This is a genomic window from Porifericola rhodea, assembly GCF_030506305.1.
Lineage (GTDB): Bacteria > Bacteroidota > Bacteroidia > Cytophagales > Cyclobacteriaceae > Catalinimonas > Catalinimonas rhodea.
This window is the reverse complement of the sequence record NZ_CP119421.1, coordinates 904,775-921,503: the sequence shown is the minus strand read 5'-3', so window position 1 is coordinate 921,503 and position 16,729 is coordinate 904,775. Positions and strand designations below refer to the sequence as shown.

General features: G+C 47.9%; 7 protein-coding genes. 2 read left to right on the top strand and 5 right to left on the bottom strand.

Annotated features, from left to right (window positions below):
- Nucleotides 1–2 precede the first annotated feature (2 nt).
- A complete protein-coding gene (locus tag PZB74_RS03890; RefSeq protein WP_302240947.1) occupies nucleotides 3–1,061 on the top strand; it encodes a hypothetical protein in 1,059 nt (352 codons plus the stop codon).
- Nucleotides 1,062–1,120: 59 nt separating this feature from the next.
- Here the strand turns inward: PZB74_RS03890 and PZB74_RS03885 are convergent, their stop codons facing one another.
- The 3 genes from PZB74_RS03885 to lacZ form a co-directional block, all read right to left on the bottom strand.
- Nucleotides 1,121–1,900 (bottom strand): NIPSNAP family protein, encoded by a 780-nt coding sequence (locus tag PZB74_RS03885; protein ID WP_302240945.1) that lies wholly within the window; start codon nucleotides 1,898–1,900, stop codon nucleotides 1,121–1,123.
- A gap of 250 nt (nucleotides 1,901–2,150) precedes the next feature.
- Nucleotides 2,151–5,033 carry a UPF0182 family membrane protein gene (locus PZB74_RS03880; protein WP_302240944.1) on the bottom strand — a complete coding sequence of 961 codons (2,883 nt, stop codon included), beginning with the start codon at nucleotides 5,031–5,033 and terminating at the stop codon, nucleotides 2,151–2,153.
- Nucleotides 5,034–5,184: 151 nt separating this feature from the next.
- Nucleotides 5,185–8,358 carry a beta-galactosidase, LacZ type gene (gene lacZ, locus PZB74_RS03875; RefSeq protein WP_302240942.1) on the bottom strand — a complete coding sequence of 1,058 codons (3,174 nt, stop codon included), beginning with the start codon at nucleotides 8,356–8,358 and terminating at the stop codon, nucleotides 5,185–5,187.
- 1,005 nt (nucleotides 8,359–9,363) lie between these two features.
- On the opposite strand from lacZ, the gene PZB74_RS03870 reads away from it, so the two are divergent.
- Nucleotides 9,364–10,812, top strand: a complete 1,449-nt coding sequence (locus PZB74_RS03870) for a sulfatase (protein ID WP_302240939.1) — start codon at nucleotides 9,364–9,366, stop codon at nucleotides 10,810–10,812.
- Nucleotides 10,813–10,829: 17 nt separating this feature from the next.
- Here the strand turns inward: PZB74_RS03870 and PZB74_RS03865 are convergent, their stop codons facing one another.
- Together PZB74_RS03865 and PZB74_RS03860 are read right to left on the bottom strand one after the other, a co-directional pair.
- Nucleotides 10,830–11,948 (bottom strand): PorP/SprF family type IX secretion system membrane protein, encoded by a 1,119-nt coding sequence (locus PZB74_RS03865; protein WP_302240937.1) that lies wholly within the window; start codon nucleotides 11,946–11,948, stop codon nucleotides 10,830–10,832.
- A gap of 10 nt (nucleotides 11,949–11,958) precedes the next feature.
- Nucleotides 11,959–16,674 (bottom strand): PKD domain-containing protein, encoded by a 4,716-nt coding sequence (locus PZB74_RS03860; RefSeq protein ID WP_302240935.1) that lies wholly within the window; start codon nucleotides 16,672–16,674, stop codon nucleotides 11,959–11,961.
- Nucleotides 16,675–16,729 lie beyond the last annotated feature (55 nt).

The window sequence follows — 16,729 nt, the reverse complement described above, 5'->3', positions numbered from 1 at the left end:
CTATGAACTGTAAAAAACTGATATGTGGCTCTGGCCCCAACTCATTGTTAGCTGATCAAATGCTCAAATCATGGGTGTTATTGAGCCTTGCGCTTTGTATGATGACGGCCTGTGCCAGCAAGAGTGAGAAGCTCAACGAAGAAAAGTCTGCCGATGAGGTGGCGCTTACTCATTTTAATGTGGTCTTTGCCCCAGACCTCTCTAACCGTATCAATAGCAAGATGCACCCTCGCCCTTTGCACGACCCTCAGATTGTAAGCAGGGTGCTAAACAATATTTACCCGAAAATTCTCAACCATCAGCGTTCAGATAACCAACTGGATAAGTTCTCTGTCTCTCTGATCAACAAAAAGCTGCTCAACGAGTATAATATTAACAAATCAGAGCTAAACATTGACTTTAGCAGGTTTAAAAACCAGCGTGAGCGAATAGACTATATCAAAGGTAGAAGCGAGGCTAGTCTGGAGACTGATGTGCAAAAGTTTGAAGAGGAGTTTAACCGCCTGAACCAGATCGCTGCCGAGCGTACTTTTGGTGCTGATGTCTGGTCTTACCTTCATGCAGGTGTAGATAACCTTATTGTGCAGGAAGAGAAAGACCCAATCATTTTTAACGGCACTACCTATCGTAATCAGTTCAGGAATGTGCTCATACTACTGACCGATGGCTATATAGAAGCAGGTATTTACAATAAACAGGGCTGCCCCGAAGATAATGCCTGCTATTACCTGAGTGGCGACAGAGTAAGCCGGTTTAGACAGGCTTTTAAAAAATCTGGCGCAAAAGATATGAAAGCATTTTTTGATGATAATAACTACGGCATAGTGCCGGTAGACAACCCTCACCTGGCAGAACTGGAAGTACTGGTGCTGGAAATGTACGATCGCTCGCTCTCACAGAGCGGCAGCGCTACTGTACACCCTACTGATACCGAAATTCTAAAGCTCTTCTGGTCCGACTGGCTTGAGAAGTCCGGAGTTAAGCGTTATGAGTTGCGCTCCATGATGACTACCGAAGAAGAGGTAGAGGAAATAGTGCTGGACTTTATGGGTATCCGTTAATCCAAACAGAGGCGTAAGCAGGTAAGAAGTCTGGCTTACACCTCCATATATTGGGTACGCTAGAAATCCGAATATTCAGCCGGACGTAAGAAAATCAGGTCAGCCTTAGATACATTATTCTGGTATTCCTGCATGCTTTTGAGCTCGTTCCAGGCAGAGTCATCACTGAAGTTCTGCCAAAGCTGATCCCGGTGCTCACGGCTTTTAAAAGTGGTCATGTACATCAGGTTAGGCATGCGGCTGCCAATCAGCACTTCGCCATAAAAGACGGCATTAAAGCCTAGTCTGTTAAATATGCTGATTTCATCGCCAGTGTTAAACATATCTACTTTATTATTGTAAAGCGCCTCGGTAGGGCCTTCGTAGCTGCGCAACTCGTAGAAGCGTTCCGACATAGGCGTTGTCAGATCGGGCTCCTCAGCCTGGGGCATTCCTTCAAAAGCTCGTAAAAGAATGGTCTCAATACGCTCATAAGGTGCATTATCGTGAGTGGCAGCCAGGTAGTCTTTTCCGCTATTCCTGTACTTACGATCCTTTTCCAGTGTCTCTTCTACAGAGAGCATCTCTTCCATAGAGGCAAAGGGCAGAAAAACATAGGTTTTGGGCTGTTCATCTTCTATGGTATGGAATACGCCTATCCGTTCTACTCCTGCACGATGCAAAGCAGGAACATAAGCCGTTTCCAGAAACTGGTCTACCCGTTCCCGCTGGCTTTCGTCAGTAAAATGATACACTTTAAACTGATAGTAATAGCGCTCCCTGTCTTGTGCGTAACTGCTGCTAATAGAAAAAAGTAAGCAAAAACTTAGAGCAAATAGGTTGATTTGAAAAATTTTCACAGTATTTATCTTTTGGTAATACATCAAGTATAGTAAGCAATCACCAAAAAACCTCAACATCATCTCATACCTAATTGAAAACAGTAAAAGCTTACTTCATAAATTATAGCTTTTAAAAACATAATTATTAGACAGTAGAAAGGACCATTTTTCTATTAAGAAAAGGAGACCCTACTTAGTTTTACTTTTCTTGTTGTTTGTTTACCTACTCTTGTTACTAAATAAAGTAAGCAAAAAAGAGCCATAGGTGTTAGGGCTGCTCTTCTTCAGAGAGCTGTTGCAGTAGCTGCTGCAAACGATCCAGCTGACGTGCGGCTTCTTCAAAATCTTTATCTCCGGTAGATTCCAGATATTGTTCAAAAGCCTCATTAGCCTGCTGAACCAAGGTTTGAGGGCTGTCATCGGTAGTTTCCTCTTCAGCTTCTGCCGCCCTCTGTTCTGTCTGGCTCTCCGGTAACATGCCGCTTACGGTAGATTCTACAGCGCCCCCTGAAGAACCATCAAAAATACCTTGTAGGGCATCTTCAAAATTATCGGCATAGCTGAGTTCATCGTTGTGCATAACTACCACCAGCCTAAGCTCCGGATAAGCGGCCGTTTCGGATTGTAGGTAGATAGGCTCTACATAAATGATGGTCTCATCTACCGGAATAGCCAGTACATTGCCTCTGATTACATTTGAACCTCGCTGATCCCACAGGCTTAGCTGGGAGGACAAAAAGCTATTCTGGTCAATTTTAGTTTCTACCTGCTGAGGCCCCAGTACCCTTTTTTCTTTAGGAAACTGATACGCAATAAAGCGTCCGTAATTATCGGCATCACTGAGGCCGGCGATCCAGCCAATGAGTACCTGCCGGTTTTTAGGGGTAAAGGGCTGTATAAGAGTAAAGTCCAGCTTATCTGAGCCGGGTAGCTGCCACATAATATAGTAAGGCTGTACCGGCTGTACCTGATTGTAATACTTTTCGGTAGCCCTGATCCATAGGTCTTCCTGATTGTAAAATACCTCGGGGTCAGTCATATGATACTTGGCATATACCAGCCCCTGGGTCAAAAGCATTTTTTCCGGATAGCGAACATGCTCCATCAGGGCCACAGGCATCTCCTCTTTTGGCTTAAACACCTCTGGGAAAATACGATCCCATACCTGTATTAGCGGATCTTCATCATCAAAAACATAGAAATCTACATGACCATTATAGGCATCTACTACCGCTTTCACCGAATTACGAATGTAGTTTACACCCCTTAGCTGATTATCCAGTCGGGTCACCAGCATACGGCGGTTGTCTCCCTCCTGGTACTCAATGTTTTCCTGCGCATTAAAGGGTTCGCTATAAGGATAGTTGCGAGAGGTAGTATAGGCATCAATAATCCACTTCAGCTCACCATTAACCAGTACGATATAGGGGTCGTTCTCAAACTGAAGGAAAGGTGCCAGCGTCTTTACCCGCTCAGATACTTTACGGTTAAACATGATACGGCTTTCGCTGGTAGGGTAGGTAGAAAATAGCAGGCGCGAACCATCAAACATATAGCCGTAAATAAACTTTCTGAAGAAATTACTGATCTGTACTCCTCCGCTACCCTGGTATTTAACATAGACATTCTGCTCTCCCTGAGGGTAGTCAAACTCGCTTTCTTCAGAGTTTACAATAACATGGGTATCCGTAAGTTCTCCGTAGTAAATCTCTGGCCGCTCTACCTTCAGGCTTTCGTGCGTACTTTCCGGAGGTATATTCTTGATTAGCAGATTGGGTAGCCCCTGCGGAGTAAACTCATTGACATTGGTGAGGGTAATACCATAGCCATGCGTATACTTAAAACGCTCATTGACAAAAGTCTGACTCTGTGCAGGCAGGTTGCCGGGCTCCATCTCCCGGGCAGATATCATCACCTGACGGTATTCTCCGTCTATCATGTAGCGGTCTATATCCACATCGGTAAATTCATAATAAAGCCTGATCTCCTGAAACTGCCGGTATACGTCATCCAGAGCACGCCAGTCCCAGAGCCTGATGTTGTTAAAAATCTGCTGGTTGCCGCTCACCATCTCCGGGCTAAAGGTATTGCTGGCAGGAAACTCTCTCTCCTCTACCTCATGCAGCTTGAAGCCGCGTCTGGTAAAAGCTATATTATTTTCTATGTAGGGCTTTTCAAAAGTAATCTCATTAGGCTCTACCCTTAACCACTGAAAGAGACCGGGAATTACTGAAAGTGCGACAAACCAAAAGAGAAACACAAGCGGAAACATAAGCAGCCCTACTACGGGATAAGCCTGTAGGGGCATAAATTGCTTGCGCATAAGCCAGTGCCTGAAGCGCTCGCGTATAGAAGGAATCAGGAGGCAGAGGCCTGCCAGAAAGGTAAGTATGATTACGATGATGTACACCGGAAGACGAATATGGTCGTCAGTCCATCCGGGGCCGTGTACTGCTCCTGTCTTGGAATACATAAGCTGAAAACGGTCCAGATATTTACCTGCCGCCAATACCATAAGCAGTATGCCGCTGTTCAGAAAAACAGAAGTGATCAGTTTGTTATCTATTTCGCTGGGGTGGTGCGGGCTTACAAACTCAAAAGTAGCCTGCCCGCTTCGGTTTACAAAGATAGAAAGCACCGACACGGCAAGGGCAATGGTGACCAGCGCCACCAGCAAAATGTACGAAGAGTTTAAGAAAGGTAGTTTGAACAGATAAAAGCCGATGTCTTTGCCCAGGATAGGGTCTACAGTACCAGTATCTACTGCATACCAGAATTTAAGGAATACCTCCCAGCTGGCATAGCCCCATACCGCACTGATAAACGCGCCTATGGCAATGCCCAGCCTTTTGATGTATCGGTTCTGGTAAGTTACAGTGCGGGATAGCAGCCATACCAGGCCTCCGCCTACTAGCAGGCTAACCAGAGCGGTGCCCCACTGGCTGAGGTTGGCAATCCAGAAGCGCTCTCCAAAACCTATGGCCTGGAACCAGAGTAGCTCTCCCCAGAAGTTCATCAGGCCGGAGAGAGAGGCCGTAAACAGGCCCAGTATGGCCCCGGCAAAGATTTTTGCTTTCTGCTCTCTCTGAAAGCCCTGGTAAATCAGAAAAAATGATATAACGGCAAGTACAATAAAAATAGCTGTATACATGAGTTGTCTTTGAGGTTATGTTATGTATAAAGGCCCGGCACCGCGTTTTGTTTGTTTGCCGGCCAGTGCGGTATCAGACTTAGGTAAGGCTTTTTCTTTTGCGCTAAGATAGCTTTGGGTAGCAGCTGGCCAAATGCATGCTGCTGCTGGGCTACTCTTCATTTTTTTCAGCCTTCTGCTGCTCTCCTAAGTCTATCGCCTGTATGCTGTAGGTAAGATAGTATTCTCTGGGAATAATTTTATACTCCGTATGCGGATGCGCCCCCCAGCTGTTATCTCCTCCTACACCTCTTTGTCCGTAGTCTATATTTAGCCAGATATCCTCATACTTTTTGATATCGGTAGTATGCAGGTACTGGCGAGTAGCCTCGTTGGAGAAGTCCTGGCGATCGTAATAGTGGGCGTTGAAGCAGAAAAGCGGAGCGCCACTAAAGCGCAGGCCACGCCCCTGAGCATCAGTCAGCTCCAGCCAGCGTACATCTGTACGGTAGCCATTCTCCTGCGGTCGTATGTAGGGGAAGTATAGTTCTTCTACCGCCATCGCATACTTACCTACCAGAGCAGAAGTCTTACGGTCGCTGTAGTTTTCGTGCGGCCCCCTGCCGTACCACCTGGCCTGGGAGAGCGAGCCGTCAACTTTCATCTGAGTGCCAAAGCGAGGCATCTCTTTAAGTCCATGAAAGGGCGGAGTAATAAAGCTGATAGATACCTCTACACTGGCCTGAGGGCTTACGGTATAGTCTACATAATAGGCTGCGTTTATCTCCGGAAAGCGGGCAATCGTACGTAGCTTTATATGCTCTTGGGTCTCTTCCACAATAATATCTTCCAGCTCCAGGCTCTGATGGCGCGTTCTCCACTCTCCCAGCTCTGTAGGCATATGGTTGCCATAATCATTATCTGTAGGTATACGCCAGAAGTCAGGGCGAAGGGGGCTGCTCAGTAGTTCCGCTCCCCGATATCTGAAGCCCATAAGCTGGCCACTTTGCTTATCCCAGCTTACAGAAAAATCCTGACCGCTCACCTCTATTCTGCGCCGATCTTCTTTAAGCTGCAACGGAGAGTGCGGCTTGGTATCATCTTTATTGCTACGCATAGGCACACCAGACGCTGACCTCACTAGCAGTTGTTCTACCCCCAGCACATGGCCGGCAGCTATCATTTCGGTAGCCTCTTTCTGCTGTAAATATACTGTGAGCCAAAGCTCTCCCTGCTGCTGCTGCAACTGATAAGGGAGACTCAGTTCCATACTACTTTGCGGAGCGAGTGATAGGTTAAAGCTGCCCTCCTCTATAGTATTACCGTTCTCTTGCAGGGTCCAGCTAAGCTCGTAAGCATCCAGATTGCTAAAGGAGAACTCATTGGTAAGGAGGATTTTTCCCGCAGACAAGTCTACAGGTTCCACTTTAAAATTCTGGTATACCTTCTTTACTTCGTAGAGGTGGGGGTTAGGCTTACGTTCGGGGTTTACCAGTCCGTTGAGGCAAAAGTTATGATCGCTACGGATGTCTTCGGGGCCAAAGTCGCCTCCGTAGCCGAAGTACTTCTCTCCATCTTCATGAGTCTTGCTCAGGCCCTGGTCTACCCAGTCCCAGATGAAGCCTCCCTGTAGTAGAGGGTAGGCCTCTATCAAATCCCAATAGTCTTGCAGATTACCTACGCTATTGCCCATAGCATGCGCATACTCGCACTGAATTAAGGGCCTGCTGGCCGTAGGGTCCAGCGCATAGTTTTTCATATCTTCCATAGACATATACATAGGCGTAAAAATATCGGTATGGGGGCGAAGCCTTGCCTGCTCAAACTGTACCGGGCGGCTGTCTCTTTCTTTTAGCCATTGATAAGCTTTCACAAAGTTAGAACCGTCCCCGGCCTCATTGCCCAGCGACCAGATGATTACCGAAGGGTGGTTCTTATCTCTTTCATACATGCGCTCTACCCTGTCCAGGTGAGCCTTCTCCCACAATGGGTCATCGGCAATGTGGCGTTCCGGGTCGTAGGCGTTTTGCTGGGCAGCTCCCAGGCCATGCGACTCTATATTGGCTTCGTCTACTACATAGAGGCCGTATTGGTCGCAGAGCTTATACCAGTAGGGGTCATTGGGGTAGTGGCTGGTACGTACCGCGTTAATATTGTACTGCTTCATAAGCCGGATGTCTTCTTCCATACTCTCTTTAGGGATGTAATGCGCGTAGTCCGGGTGATGCTCATGTCGGTTTACCCCTTTAACCAGTACCGCCTGCCCGTTCACCAGCAATTGTCCACCCTTAATTTCTACGCTGCGAAAACCTACCTTCTGGCTGCTGCTCTCTCTCAGCCTGCCTTCAGTATCATAATGTTCTATCAGGAAAGTATAGAGGTAAGGAGACTCTGCTGACCAGGGGCGGCAATCTGCCAGGCTGCTGCTCAACTGTACGCTGGTGTACTCATTCTGAGGAATACTTATGCTGCGCTCTTCTTCGTAAACAGTGCTGCCCTCCGCATCCAGCAGGCTAAACATTAGGCGGCTCTGAGCATCTGTTTCGCTCACATTACTTAAGGTAACCTCTGTGTTAAACATACCCTGCTCGTAGTTTTCATCCAGCTTCGCCAGTAGGTCCAGGTCTTCTACATGGACTTTAGGAGGCGCGTAGAGGTAGACATCACGCTCTATACCGCTTAGTCTCCAGAAGTCCTGACACTCTAGATAAGAGCCAGAGGCAATACGGTACACCTCGCAGGCCAGTATGTTTTCTCCTTCCTGCAAGTAGTCTGTAATATCCCACTCTGCCGGGGTTTTAGAGTCTTCTGAGTAGCCTACATACTGCCCGTTTACCCACACATAAAAGGCTGTTTTTACTCCTCCGAAGTGTAGCCTAACCTGCCGGTCACCCCAGCTTTTAGGTATGCTAAAGTTGCGGCGGTAAGAGCCCACAGGATTCCAGTTGAAGGGGACTGCGGGTGGCCTGGGCTGCCGCACTTCCGGGCTGTCGCTGTTTAATGGCTGCTGGGGCGCATTCTCAGCGGTAGTAAACTCATAAGGGTGGTTGAGGTAGATAGGAATATCATAGCCTTCCATCTGCCAGTCGGCAGGTACCTGTATCTCGTCCCACTTCCTCACATTGTATTCGGGCAGGTAAAAGTCCAGCGGACGCTCGTCGGGCTTTTCCGAGAAATAAAATTTCCACTTGCCATTAAGGAGCTGATAATAAGGTGATGCCTCGGGGGTATCTTCTAGTGCCTGTTTCTTGTCAGCATAGGGGATCAGTAGGCTATGGGGTGCCAGCTTATTGATACCTACTATATTCGGGTCTTGTATCTCACTACCATCTGCTTGCTGTGCCATAGCGGTTAAAGTTGAAAAAAAGAGGGATATACTTGTGCCAATCACAATGGCTAAAGGGCTGGTCATAGAAGTACGCATAGCAGTTAATAGGTTGATGTGTATGGTAAGGTAAAGTTTTTTGGATGATGTAAGAAGAATTTTTTCTATCCCTTAAAGTCTAAATCTGGGGGTTTGGTTATAAATTATGCTTCAAAGCGCATAACATTTACTATAGAGCATAGAGATGCTAAATTTCAAATTCTGTTGAAATACGTTTTAGCTTACAGCTTGGAGTAGCCATATCTGTTTGATTTACAGTAGTAAATGAATAAATTAATGTAAAGCTCACAGCTAGTTATAGCTGAGCCGGAATGCTGCTTTTATAAGTATGTACTTCGGGCTTTAGCAGTTGGCCTGGTAGGTATACATATCCTTTTGCTTGAGGCTGGCTGACAAAACAGCATGGCCAGAGCAGAGATACAAAGGCACATATCGTGTAAAGCTGGCGAATCTTCAGCTAAAACTTACGAAGCTTAGCCCTGTGGCTATCTGGCATACATTTATTTATTCTCATTTCTCAGCTTCCGCTCACTTATTTCGCACACTGCGCTCATCAATTTCGCAGGCTTAGAAATGGTATTTCGCACACTGCGAACGTACTATGCCTAGGTTAGACTATACCAGTCTTTAAGTTAGACTCTGCCACACTCTAACTTAGGTTGAGCCTACTCCTAACTTAGGTTGAGCCTGTCCCTAACTTAGAGTATGCCTTACACTAACTTATACCATAGCTGTCTTTAAGTGAGTTTGTGCTATCTTCTAAGCAACTTATAACTGCTTTTCAACGGAGGTGCCACCTCCATCTTTATTTTAACAGCCTGCGCTGTTCATGCTGCCCGGCTAGCCTGTACTCAGGCCCAGGCAGAGAAAGACTTATGCCACTGGTATTCAGAGTACAGAAGAAAATGTATATTTAAAGGTATAATCTGATTGACGTACACGAACACACGCTAGCAACCTAATCTCATGAAAACCTTATGCTCTCAGCTTTTGCTCTGCCTCTCTGCTATTTTGCTATTAAGCCATTGCGTTACGGTAGGGGAAGAGCAGCCTGCTCACCCCAATATTATATATATTAACGTAGATGATCTGGGTTGGAAAGACCTGGGTTTTATGGGCAGCAGTTATTACGAAACTCCCAACCTGGACCAGCTGGCGCAGCAAAGTATGCGCTTTAGCCAGGCTTATGCCGGAGCGGCCAATTGTGCTCCCAGCCGTGCCTGCCTGATCTCCGGTATGAATACGCCCCGGCATGGTATCTATACCGTAAGCCCTTCGGATAGAGGCGACGACAGAACTCGCAGGATTATTCCTACGCCGAACACCAATATTCTGGCTGATACAGTATATACTCTGGCAGAGATGCTTCAGGACCAGGGCTATGTAACGGCAAGTATTGGTAAGTGGCATCTTGGGGAAAATCCTGAAAGCCAGGGTTTTGATGTGAATGTAGGAGGCAGTAAGCGCGGTAATCCCGGTAAAGGTGGCTACTTTAGCCCCTATAAAATTCAGCATATCAGTGATGGGCCGGAAGGAGAGTACCTGACCGACCGCCTTACCGATGAAGCCATGCAGTTTGTAAGACAGCATCGCGATAGCAGCTTCTTTCTTTACCTGCCTTATTATACAGTGCATACTCCTATTATGGGCAAAGAGTCATTGGTAAAGAAATTTGAAAACAAAAGCCCCTCTAAAGGACAGGATAGAGCCGACTATGCTGCTATGGTAGCCTCTATGGACGAAAATCTGGGGCGGCTACTGGCTCTGCTGGATGAGCTTGAGCTAAGAGAGAATACCCTTATTATTTTTAGCTCAGACAACGGAGGAATACGGTCTATCTCCAGTCAGGAGCCTCTTCGTGCGGGCAAAGGTTCTTATTACGAAGGAGGTATACGGGTACCTATGCTGGTCTCCTGGCCCGGACAAATTGAAGAAGGTAGTCAGTGTGATGTACCAGTGAGTAATCTGGATATTTATCCCAGTATACAGGCCTTGCTGGGCATCCAAAACAATAACCCCCTGCTGGATGGAGACGATATCAGCCCTCTCTGGTACGGCAAGTCAATTCAGGAAAGGCCTTTGTTCTGGCACTTTCCTATCTATCTGGAGGCTTATAGTATGCAGGATGACGATGGTCGGGACCCGATTTTTCGTACTCGTCCCGGCTCCGTCATACGTATGGGAGACTGGAAGCTACACGAATACTTTGAAGACGGAAGCCTGGAACTGTACCGACTGTCAGATGACTTAGGAGAAAGAAACAACCTGGCAGAAGAGCATCCGCAGAAGACAGCGGAGCTACACCAGATGCTCAAAGACTGGCGCTTGCGCACCCATGCTCCTGTACCTGAGGCTGCTAACCCCCATTATGATGCTGCCTACGAAGCTCAGCTGCTGGAAGGGGTAGGGCGCTAGGAGGAGGAGATAAGTTTTTATCTGGGCATATACACATTATTGACAAAGCCCCCTTTACAGTCTCTGGGGTCAGGAATATGACGGCGTGCTTTCATAGTTTCCGGCCAGGAGGAACCTGAACGAAAGTCTGAGAACTTAAGGGTAAGCGTAAGCTCATGAGCTCCCCCGGTGGTACTCAGCCGGGAGACCGTCATGTCATAGCTATATACCAGCTGAAATATATGATGCCAGAGGGGAGAGCTCTTATTACTGATTCCGTTAGGCCAGGAAAGAGAAGCATTAAGGATAACTGCATCCCGAGAAGATAGCCCCTCAAAAGTTTGTACCAGGCCACGGTAACCTCCACCCAGCCCCAGTACAATATCAGCAGGCTTCTGCCCATATTGCGGGCGGTAGGCCAGGCTTATACCACTTTCCCACTGCCTTACACTGGCACGCGAGCGGTAGTTAAAATAACTGCTAAAAAAGAGCTGGTTGGGCAGTATATAGCGGTAATAGCTACCGTGCGCGGATATTCTGCCGTAGTAGCCATCGGCAGTTCGGCTGGAACTGATCAGCCCGTAAGGGCTATAGTTATTGAGTCCGGGGTTGGGTAGGAAATCTTTTAAAGAAAGCCCCAGCCAGAAGGTACGGTGGATAAACAGCAGCCCGGTAGAGAGGTTGAAGTACTGGTTGTTGATGCTCTGGTTAGTAGCGCTGATATCGGTCTGCTGGTTGAGGTAGTCATCTACCCAGATGTAATCTTCTCCTAAGTTCTGATGGTAATAGCTGCCCTGAAAGCCAATAACGAGATCGGCATGCTGACTGATATTGGTGCCATAAGAAACAGACATAGAGGCATGCCTGGTCTTGAGTGGGGTACTTCCTGCCTCATCGGAATAGGCAGTAAAGCCTACGCCAAATTTGCTAAAGGCATAGTCCGCAGAAACAAAAGCAGTAGAGAAGCTGCCTACTTTTTGCCATTGCCTTCTAAGGTCGGCAGTGATACGATACTGATAGTCTGAACGTCCGCTAAAGGCAGGGTTAGTATAGAGATGAGTGGCATAAAAGTTACTGAACTGAGGTTCCTGGGCATAGCTGTCTGTAGCCCATAGGCCGCCAAATATAATGGTAAGTACGATAGTAATTGCTCTCATGCTTAATAGCTTAAAATTCATCTAAAAGGAGGTAAAGTTGTAATACCTCGTTTCCGCTTCGTCCGGCACAGTTGGTATAAGATACCTGCACATTATATAAGCCGGCAGGGGCCAGACTTCCCCGGTAATAGCCATCCCAGCTCTGCTTCGGGTCATCTGTTTTAAAAACTTCTATGCCCTCTCTGGAATATATTCTCAGGTCAATATCCGATAGTTGTTGATAGTTTAGGCGAAAGCTGTTGTTGGTAGAGGCTGTCGGAGAGAAGGCCAGTGGTTTATTACCTTCAGGCCTTACCACTCCAACAAATGAAGCTACTTCTACCTCCTGCGTATAGGTTTGCGTACAACCCTCTGCGCTTACGCTCAGACTAATGGTATAGGAAGAAGTGCCGTTTTCAGGGTAAGGGTACAGCTGAGCGGGAACCTGCCCACTGCCATTGTAGGTATTGCCATTACCAAAGTCCCAGTAATAATTACCTTCTTCCCCGGGGTAGCTAGTCAGGTTGTCAAAGATAATACTATCGCCCTGGCAGGCGGAAGATCTGCTAATGCTAAAATAAGGTTCCGCAGGTTGAGAGATGTAAATAGTTTTGCTGAGCTGATCTGTACAGGCCTCTTCGCTGCTGTTAGTATAGGCAGTCAGGCTTAGCTCATAAGTACCAGCCTGCGTAAAAGTATAGTTGAGCTCACGCTCTGTTGATATTACGCCCAAGCCGCTGGCACGCCACTCAAAATGTGAAGCCCCGCTGGACATATTGCTTATGCTGATGACATCTGCCTGGCAGTAGGCTTCTTCGCTCACTTCAAAGCTGGCTACAGGGAGGGGCATCACCTCTATCTGGCGGCTAAATGTTTCACTGGTACAGCCTTGCGGGTTAGCGGTAGTCAGGCTAATGGTATAGGTGCCACTCTGGGTGTAGGTAAAGGCAGGTGGCGTAGTACCCTGGTGCGTACGTCCGTCCCCGAAGTCCCATTCACTATTGACGGCATGGGAAGAGGTGTTGCTCAGCTCAAGGGTGTCGCCTGCACATATTCGTTCGGGCGCGCTGAAGCTGGCTGTAGGGCTAGGGTAAACCTGAATTACGCTTCCGCAGTCCGGGTCTTCCGGCCCTCCACAGGTATCTATGCTACAGCCATTCTGCACGATAAGCTTAGGGTAATAGGTGCCGGGAGTACGGTATACATGAGTAGCTGCTATTTGGGCACGGGTAGTATCTCCATCGCCCCAAATGTAGGTAATCTGGTTGCCGCTGGCTGCTATCTGGTTAGAGGTTAGAGTAACTTCCAGTGGGCCACAGCCCTGTATACTGTTATTATGGTAAAAAGCTTCTACTGTATTGGGCGTTACTACCAAAGGGCGGGTGAGGGTATCGGTGCCACACATGTTTTTAGCTACCAGAGTAACATAGTAAGTAGTATCTGTGGTGCCTTCATAAGGAAAAGCCTGGCTAAAGGTTTCGGTAGTATAGCTGAGCTTTGGAGGTCGCGTATTGTCAAAGCCGAAGTACCATTCAAACTCGGTGGAAGACCCGGCACTATAGTTATTGATATTGAGAGGGTAGCCGGCACAAATTGTATCCCGGGCAAAAAGGAAGTTAGCTACCGGAGGCGGCTTCACCCATACCGTATCTGTAAAAGCAACGTTGGTGCAGGCGTTGCTTACCTCTAACTTAACGACATAAGAGGTATCTCCCAGCATACTGGGAGCAAAAGTGACGGGCGGAGGCTCCTGCTCCTGGCTGCTTTCTCCATTGCCAAAATCCCAGTGATAGCTGAGCAGCTCTCCCTGGCTCTCATTCGTAAACGTAGCAGTAAGGGGTCCGCACAGAGATGCAGGAGCTACGCTAGTGCTAAATGCTGCTTTTGGCGCTGCTACTACCTGAACCTTCTGGGAGGTAGAGTCTATACAGCCGGAAGTAGTTTCGGCATAGAGCCAGATTACCGCTTCGCTGGCTACTGCCTGAAAGCTATGGGTAGGGCTCTCTTCTGCGTAACTGCTATTCTCTACCTTCCAGCGATAGCTGTAGTTGCCCTCGGTCTGGTTGCTAAACTCTACCGCTTCGTTTACACAAACTACCGGAGGTACACTAAAGGCGGGCTCGGGTAGTGGGCTGACGATTACCCTTTTGGTAAAGGAGGAGGCGCAGGCTAGCGCGTCATCGGTAATAAAGGTAAAGGTGAGCGTATGCCCCTCGGTACTAAGGCCAGCTAGCGCAGGATTAAATATACCTTCGGGGGTAAGGCTGCCATCAGGAAGCTGAGGTGCCGACCAACTGCCCGATATACCTTCGGGTAGACTCAAAGAGAGGGTAAAAGGCGGATCACTGATACATACGGTTTCATCTTCGGCGCTAAGGCCCGGGATACTGCGTACTTCTATACTGAGCGTAGCGGTATCGGCACAGGCCTTATCATTAAAGCCTACCACCTGAAAGGTGCTGCTTTCGGTGGGGAATGCCAAGGCCTGTCCATCAGTCATCTGTTCCAGAGAGGGATGCCCCTGCCAGGTGTAAGTACTGCCGCCACTTGCCTGTAAAATTACCGTATCGCCGGGGCATATCAGCACTTTGGAGGCGCTAGCCTGGATTTCTGGCTTTTCCAGTACTTTTACCGTAAGCGTAGTATCCCTTTCGCAGCTACCAGAGATGGCAGTAATGGTATATTCGGTGTCTGCTTCCGGCTGTATGCTTACTGTACTACCTTCAGTAGCACTTAAGCCGATGGCAGGTGACCAGATATATTTTTCTGCATTGCCTTGCAGACTCAGGCTGATAGATTCACCGGCACATACTTCAGGGAGGCTTATACTGGGCCGCCAGTCTGGTAAGGGGCGCACACTAATGTCTATGGCTTCGCTAAAGGAAGTGCAACTACCCTCCAGTGACAAGGCCAGGCGATAGCTACCGGGAGCACTACCCTCATAAGTAGCGTTATTAGCTCCATCAATGTCCGCCCAGTCACTGCCATCGCAAAGGCTACAGCTTTGCCATTGTTTATTAGCGGTGGTCGGTTGAATATTTGGAGCTTCCAGCCGGAAGGCTACCGTTTCGCCCTCGCAGAAAACACTTTGGCTGGCAACAATAGCATCAGATGTGGCAGGAGATACCACCCTTATGGTAACTGTTTCTGACTTAATGAGACAGCCTCCTTGCTGTGCACTAATGTGGTATACATATTCTCCGGCAGTACTGTGGGTAGTGCTAAGACTGGCGGACTGCTCCCCGGGTATTTGTGTGTCATTGAGAAACCATTCATATGCGGTAGCAGCCTCATCATTTGCGGTAATGGTGAATTCTTCGTTAGTACAGACCGTTAGCTTGTCGGCAGAGAGCGTAATTACAGGGGCAGGGTTCACCTCAAGTGTCAGAGGTTCAGCGTTTAGTGCACCACAGCTGTTTTCATAGCTAAGGTTAAGGGTATAGCTTCCTGCTGCCATGCCTGCTATCTGCAAAGTATCTTTTCCGTTCTCAGGAATGCTAAGCAGGTTTCCATCGCTGTCAGTCAGTTGCCACTCCAGTTTGCTTACATCGCTCATGTCAATAGGGGTGCTGCCATTAAGTGCTGCGGCTATCAGTTCACTGCCTTCACATATCGGCCCCGGGCTATCTATCTGTAAGTCAGGAGAATCTTTGACGCTAATATTGACACAGGCGATAGAGCTACCGCTGAGCCCATCGGCACAGTTATCTGTAACCTTTAAGCTTAGCTTGTACTGGCCTGCCTTGCTAAAGGTAATCGTATTATTCAGGAGGCTATGGTCTTTACTGGCAAAGCTGGCGACTCCATCGGGAGAGCTAACTACCCATTCAAACACGGTAGTGGGGTTTACATCTTCAGTAGTGTTGAGCAGTGGCAGGCTCAGTTCCGCACAGGCATCAGCAGGCTTGCTAAATGTAAACTCAAGCTCATCGCTACAGTTTTCTACACTGAGCAGATCACTTCCTGCTCCTATGTCAAATTTAGCTTTGGGCACACTGAGCACAGTTACCTCTTTGATGATTTCGTCGGGCCCGCATACATTCCGAGGGTTCTGGTAGCCCAGCAGGCGTATCTTTTTGACTCCGGGTGTAGCAAAGCCGGGATGCGTAACTGGCGCACCCAGCCCGGTAGTAGTCAGGTCTATGGTGCCATCATTGTTAAAGTCCCACTGGTACTCTGCATCGCGGGTACAGTCGGAGTTGTAACCTTCCTGCGACTGGTTGATAATGCTAAAGCTCTCGTTGGTACAGACCACATCATTGGTGGTAAAGTCAGCGATCAGGGGTTCCAGTACTCTTATTTCGCCGGCAGCTATACTATTGGTACAGTCTCCGTTGGGGTTAAGTACATTTACAGAAACCGGGAATACAAGATTGGGGTCTGGACAGGTAACACTCTTATAAGGGTGGCACACCAACCTCTGGTCTCCAAAGATTCCTCCATTAGCGGGGATGTTTAGTAGCTGCTGGTGAGTAAGCGTATCTATAGTACCATCTCCCCAGGAGAAAATGTACAGAGTTTCCGGAGGGTTTACTAAAAATGCTTTCCCTACTTCAATACATTTTTCATTATTCAGGCAGGTAAGGCCTCCGGGCGTATCTCCGGAAAAGCTCGGCTGGCAAATGGTACCGGATGGTACATTGCCCTGGCTGGCATAAATGTCTTTACACTCCAGGCAGTCTTGGGCAAAGCTCAGGCCGCCGTAGAGACACAAAATGAGTGTAAATACTATTTTTTGGTAGTACATAGTATCCAGGTTTAGGCCAACATGTATAGTAGCGTATGTTTCTTCGCAGCTTCAG

Excerpts from the sequence above, each read along its gene's own strand:
- PZB74_RS03890 (WP_302240947.1), top strand. The coding sequence starts at position 3 with ATGAACTGTAAAAAACTGATATGTGGCTCTGGCCCCAACTCATTGTTA.
- PZB74_RS03880 (WP_302240944.1), bottom strand. The coding sequence starts at position 5,033 with ATGTATACAGCTATTTTTATTGTACTTGCCGTTATATCATTTTTTCTG.
- PZB74_RS03860 (WP_302240935.1), bottom strand. The coding sequence starts at position 16,674 with ATGTACTACCAAAAAATAGTATTTACACTCATTTTGTGTCTCTACGGC.
- PZB74_RS03865 (WP_302240937.1), bottom strand. The coding sequence starts at position 11,948 with ATGAGAGCAATTACTATCGTACTTACCATTATATTTGGCGGCCTATGG.
- lacZ (WP_302240942.1), bottom strand. The coding sequence starts at position 8,358 with ATGGCACAGCAAGCAGATGGTAGTGAGATACAAGACCCGAATATAGTA.
- PZB74_RS03870 (WP_302240939.1), top strand. The coding sequence starts at position 9,364 with ATGAAAACCTTATGCTCTCAGCTTTTGCTCTGCCTCTCTGCTATTTTG.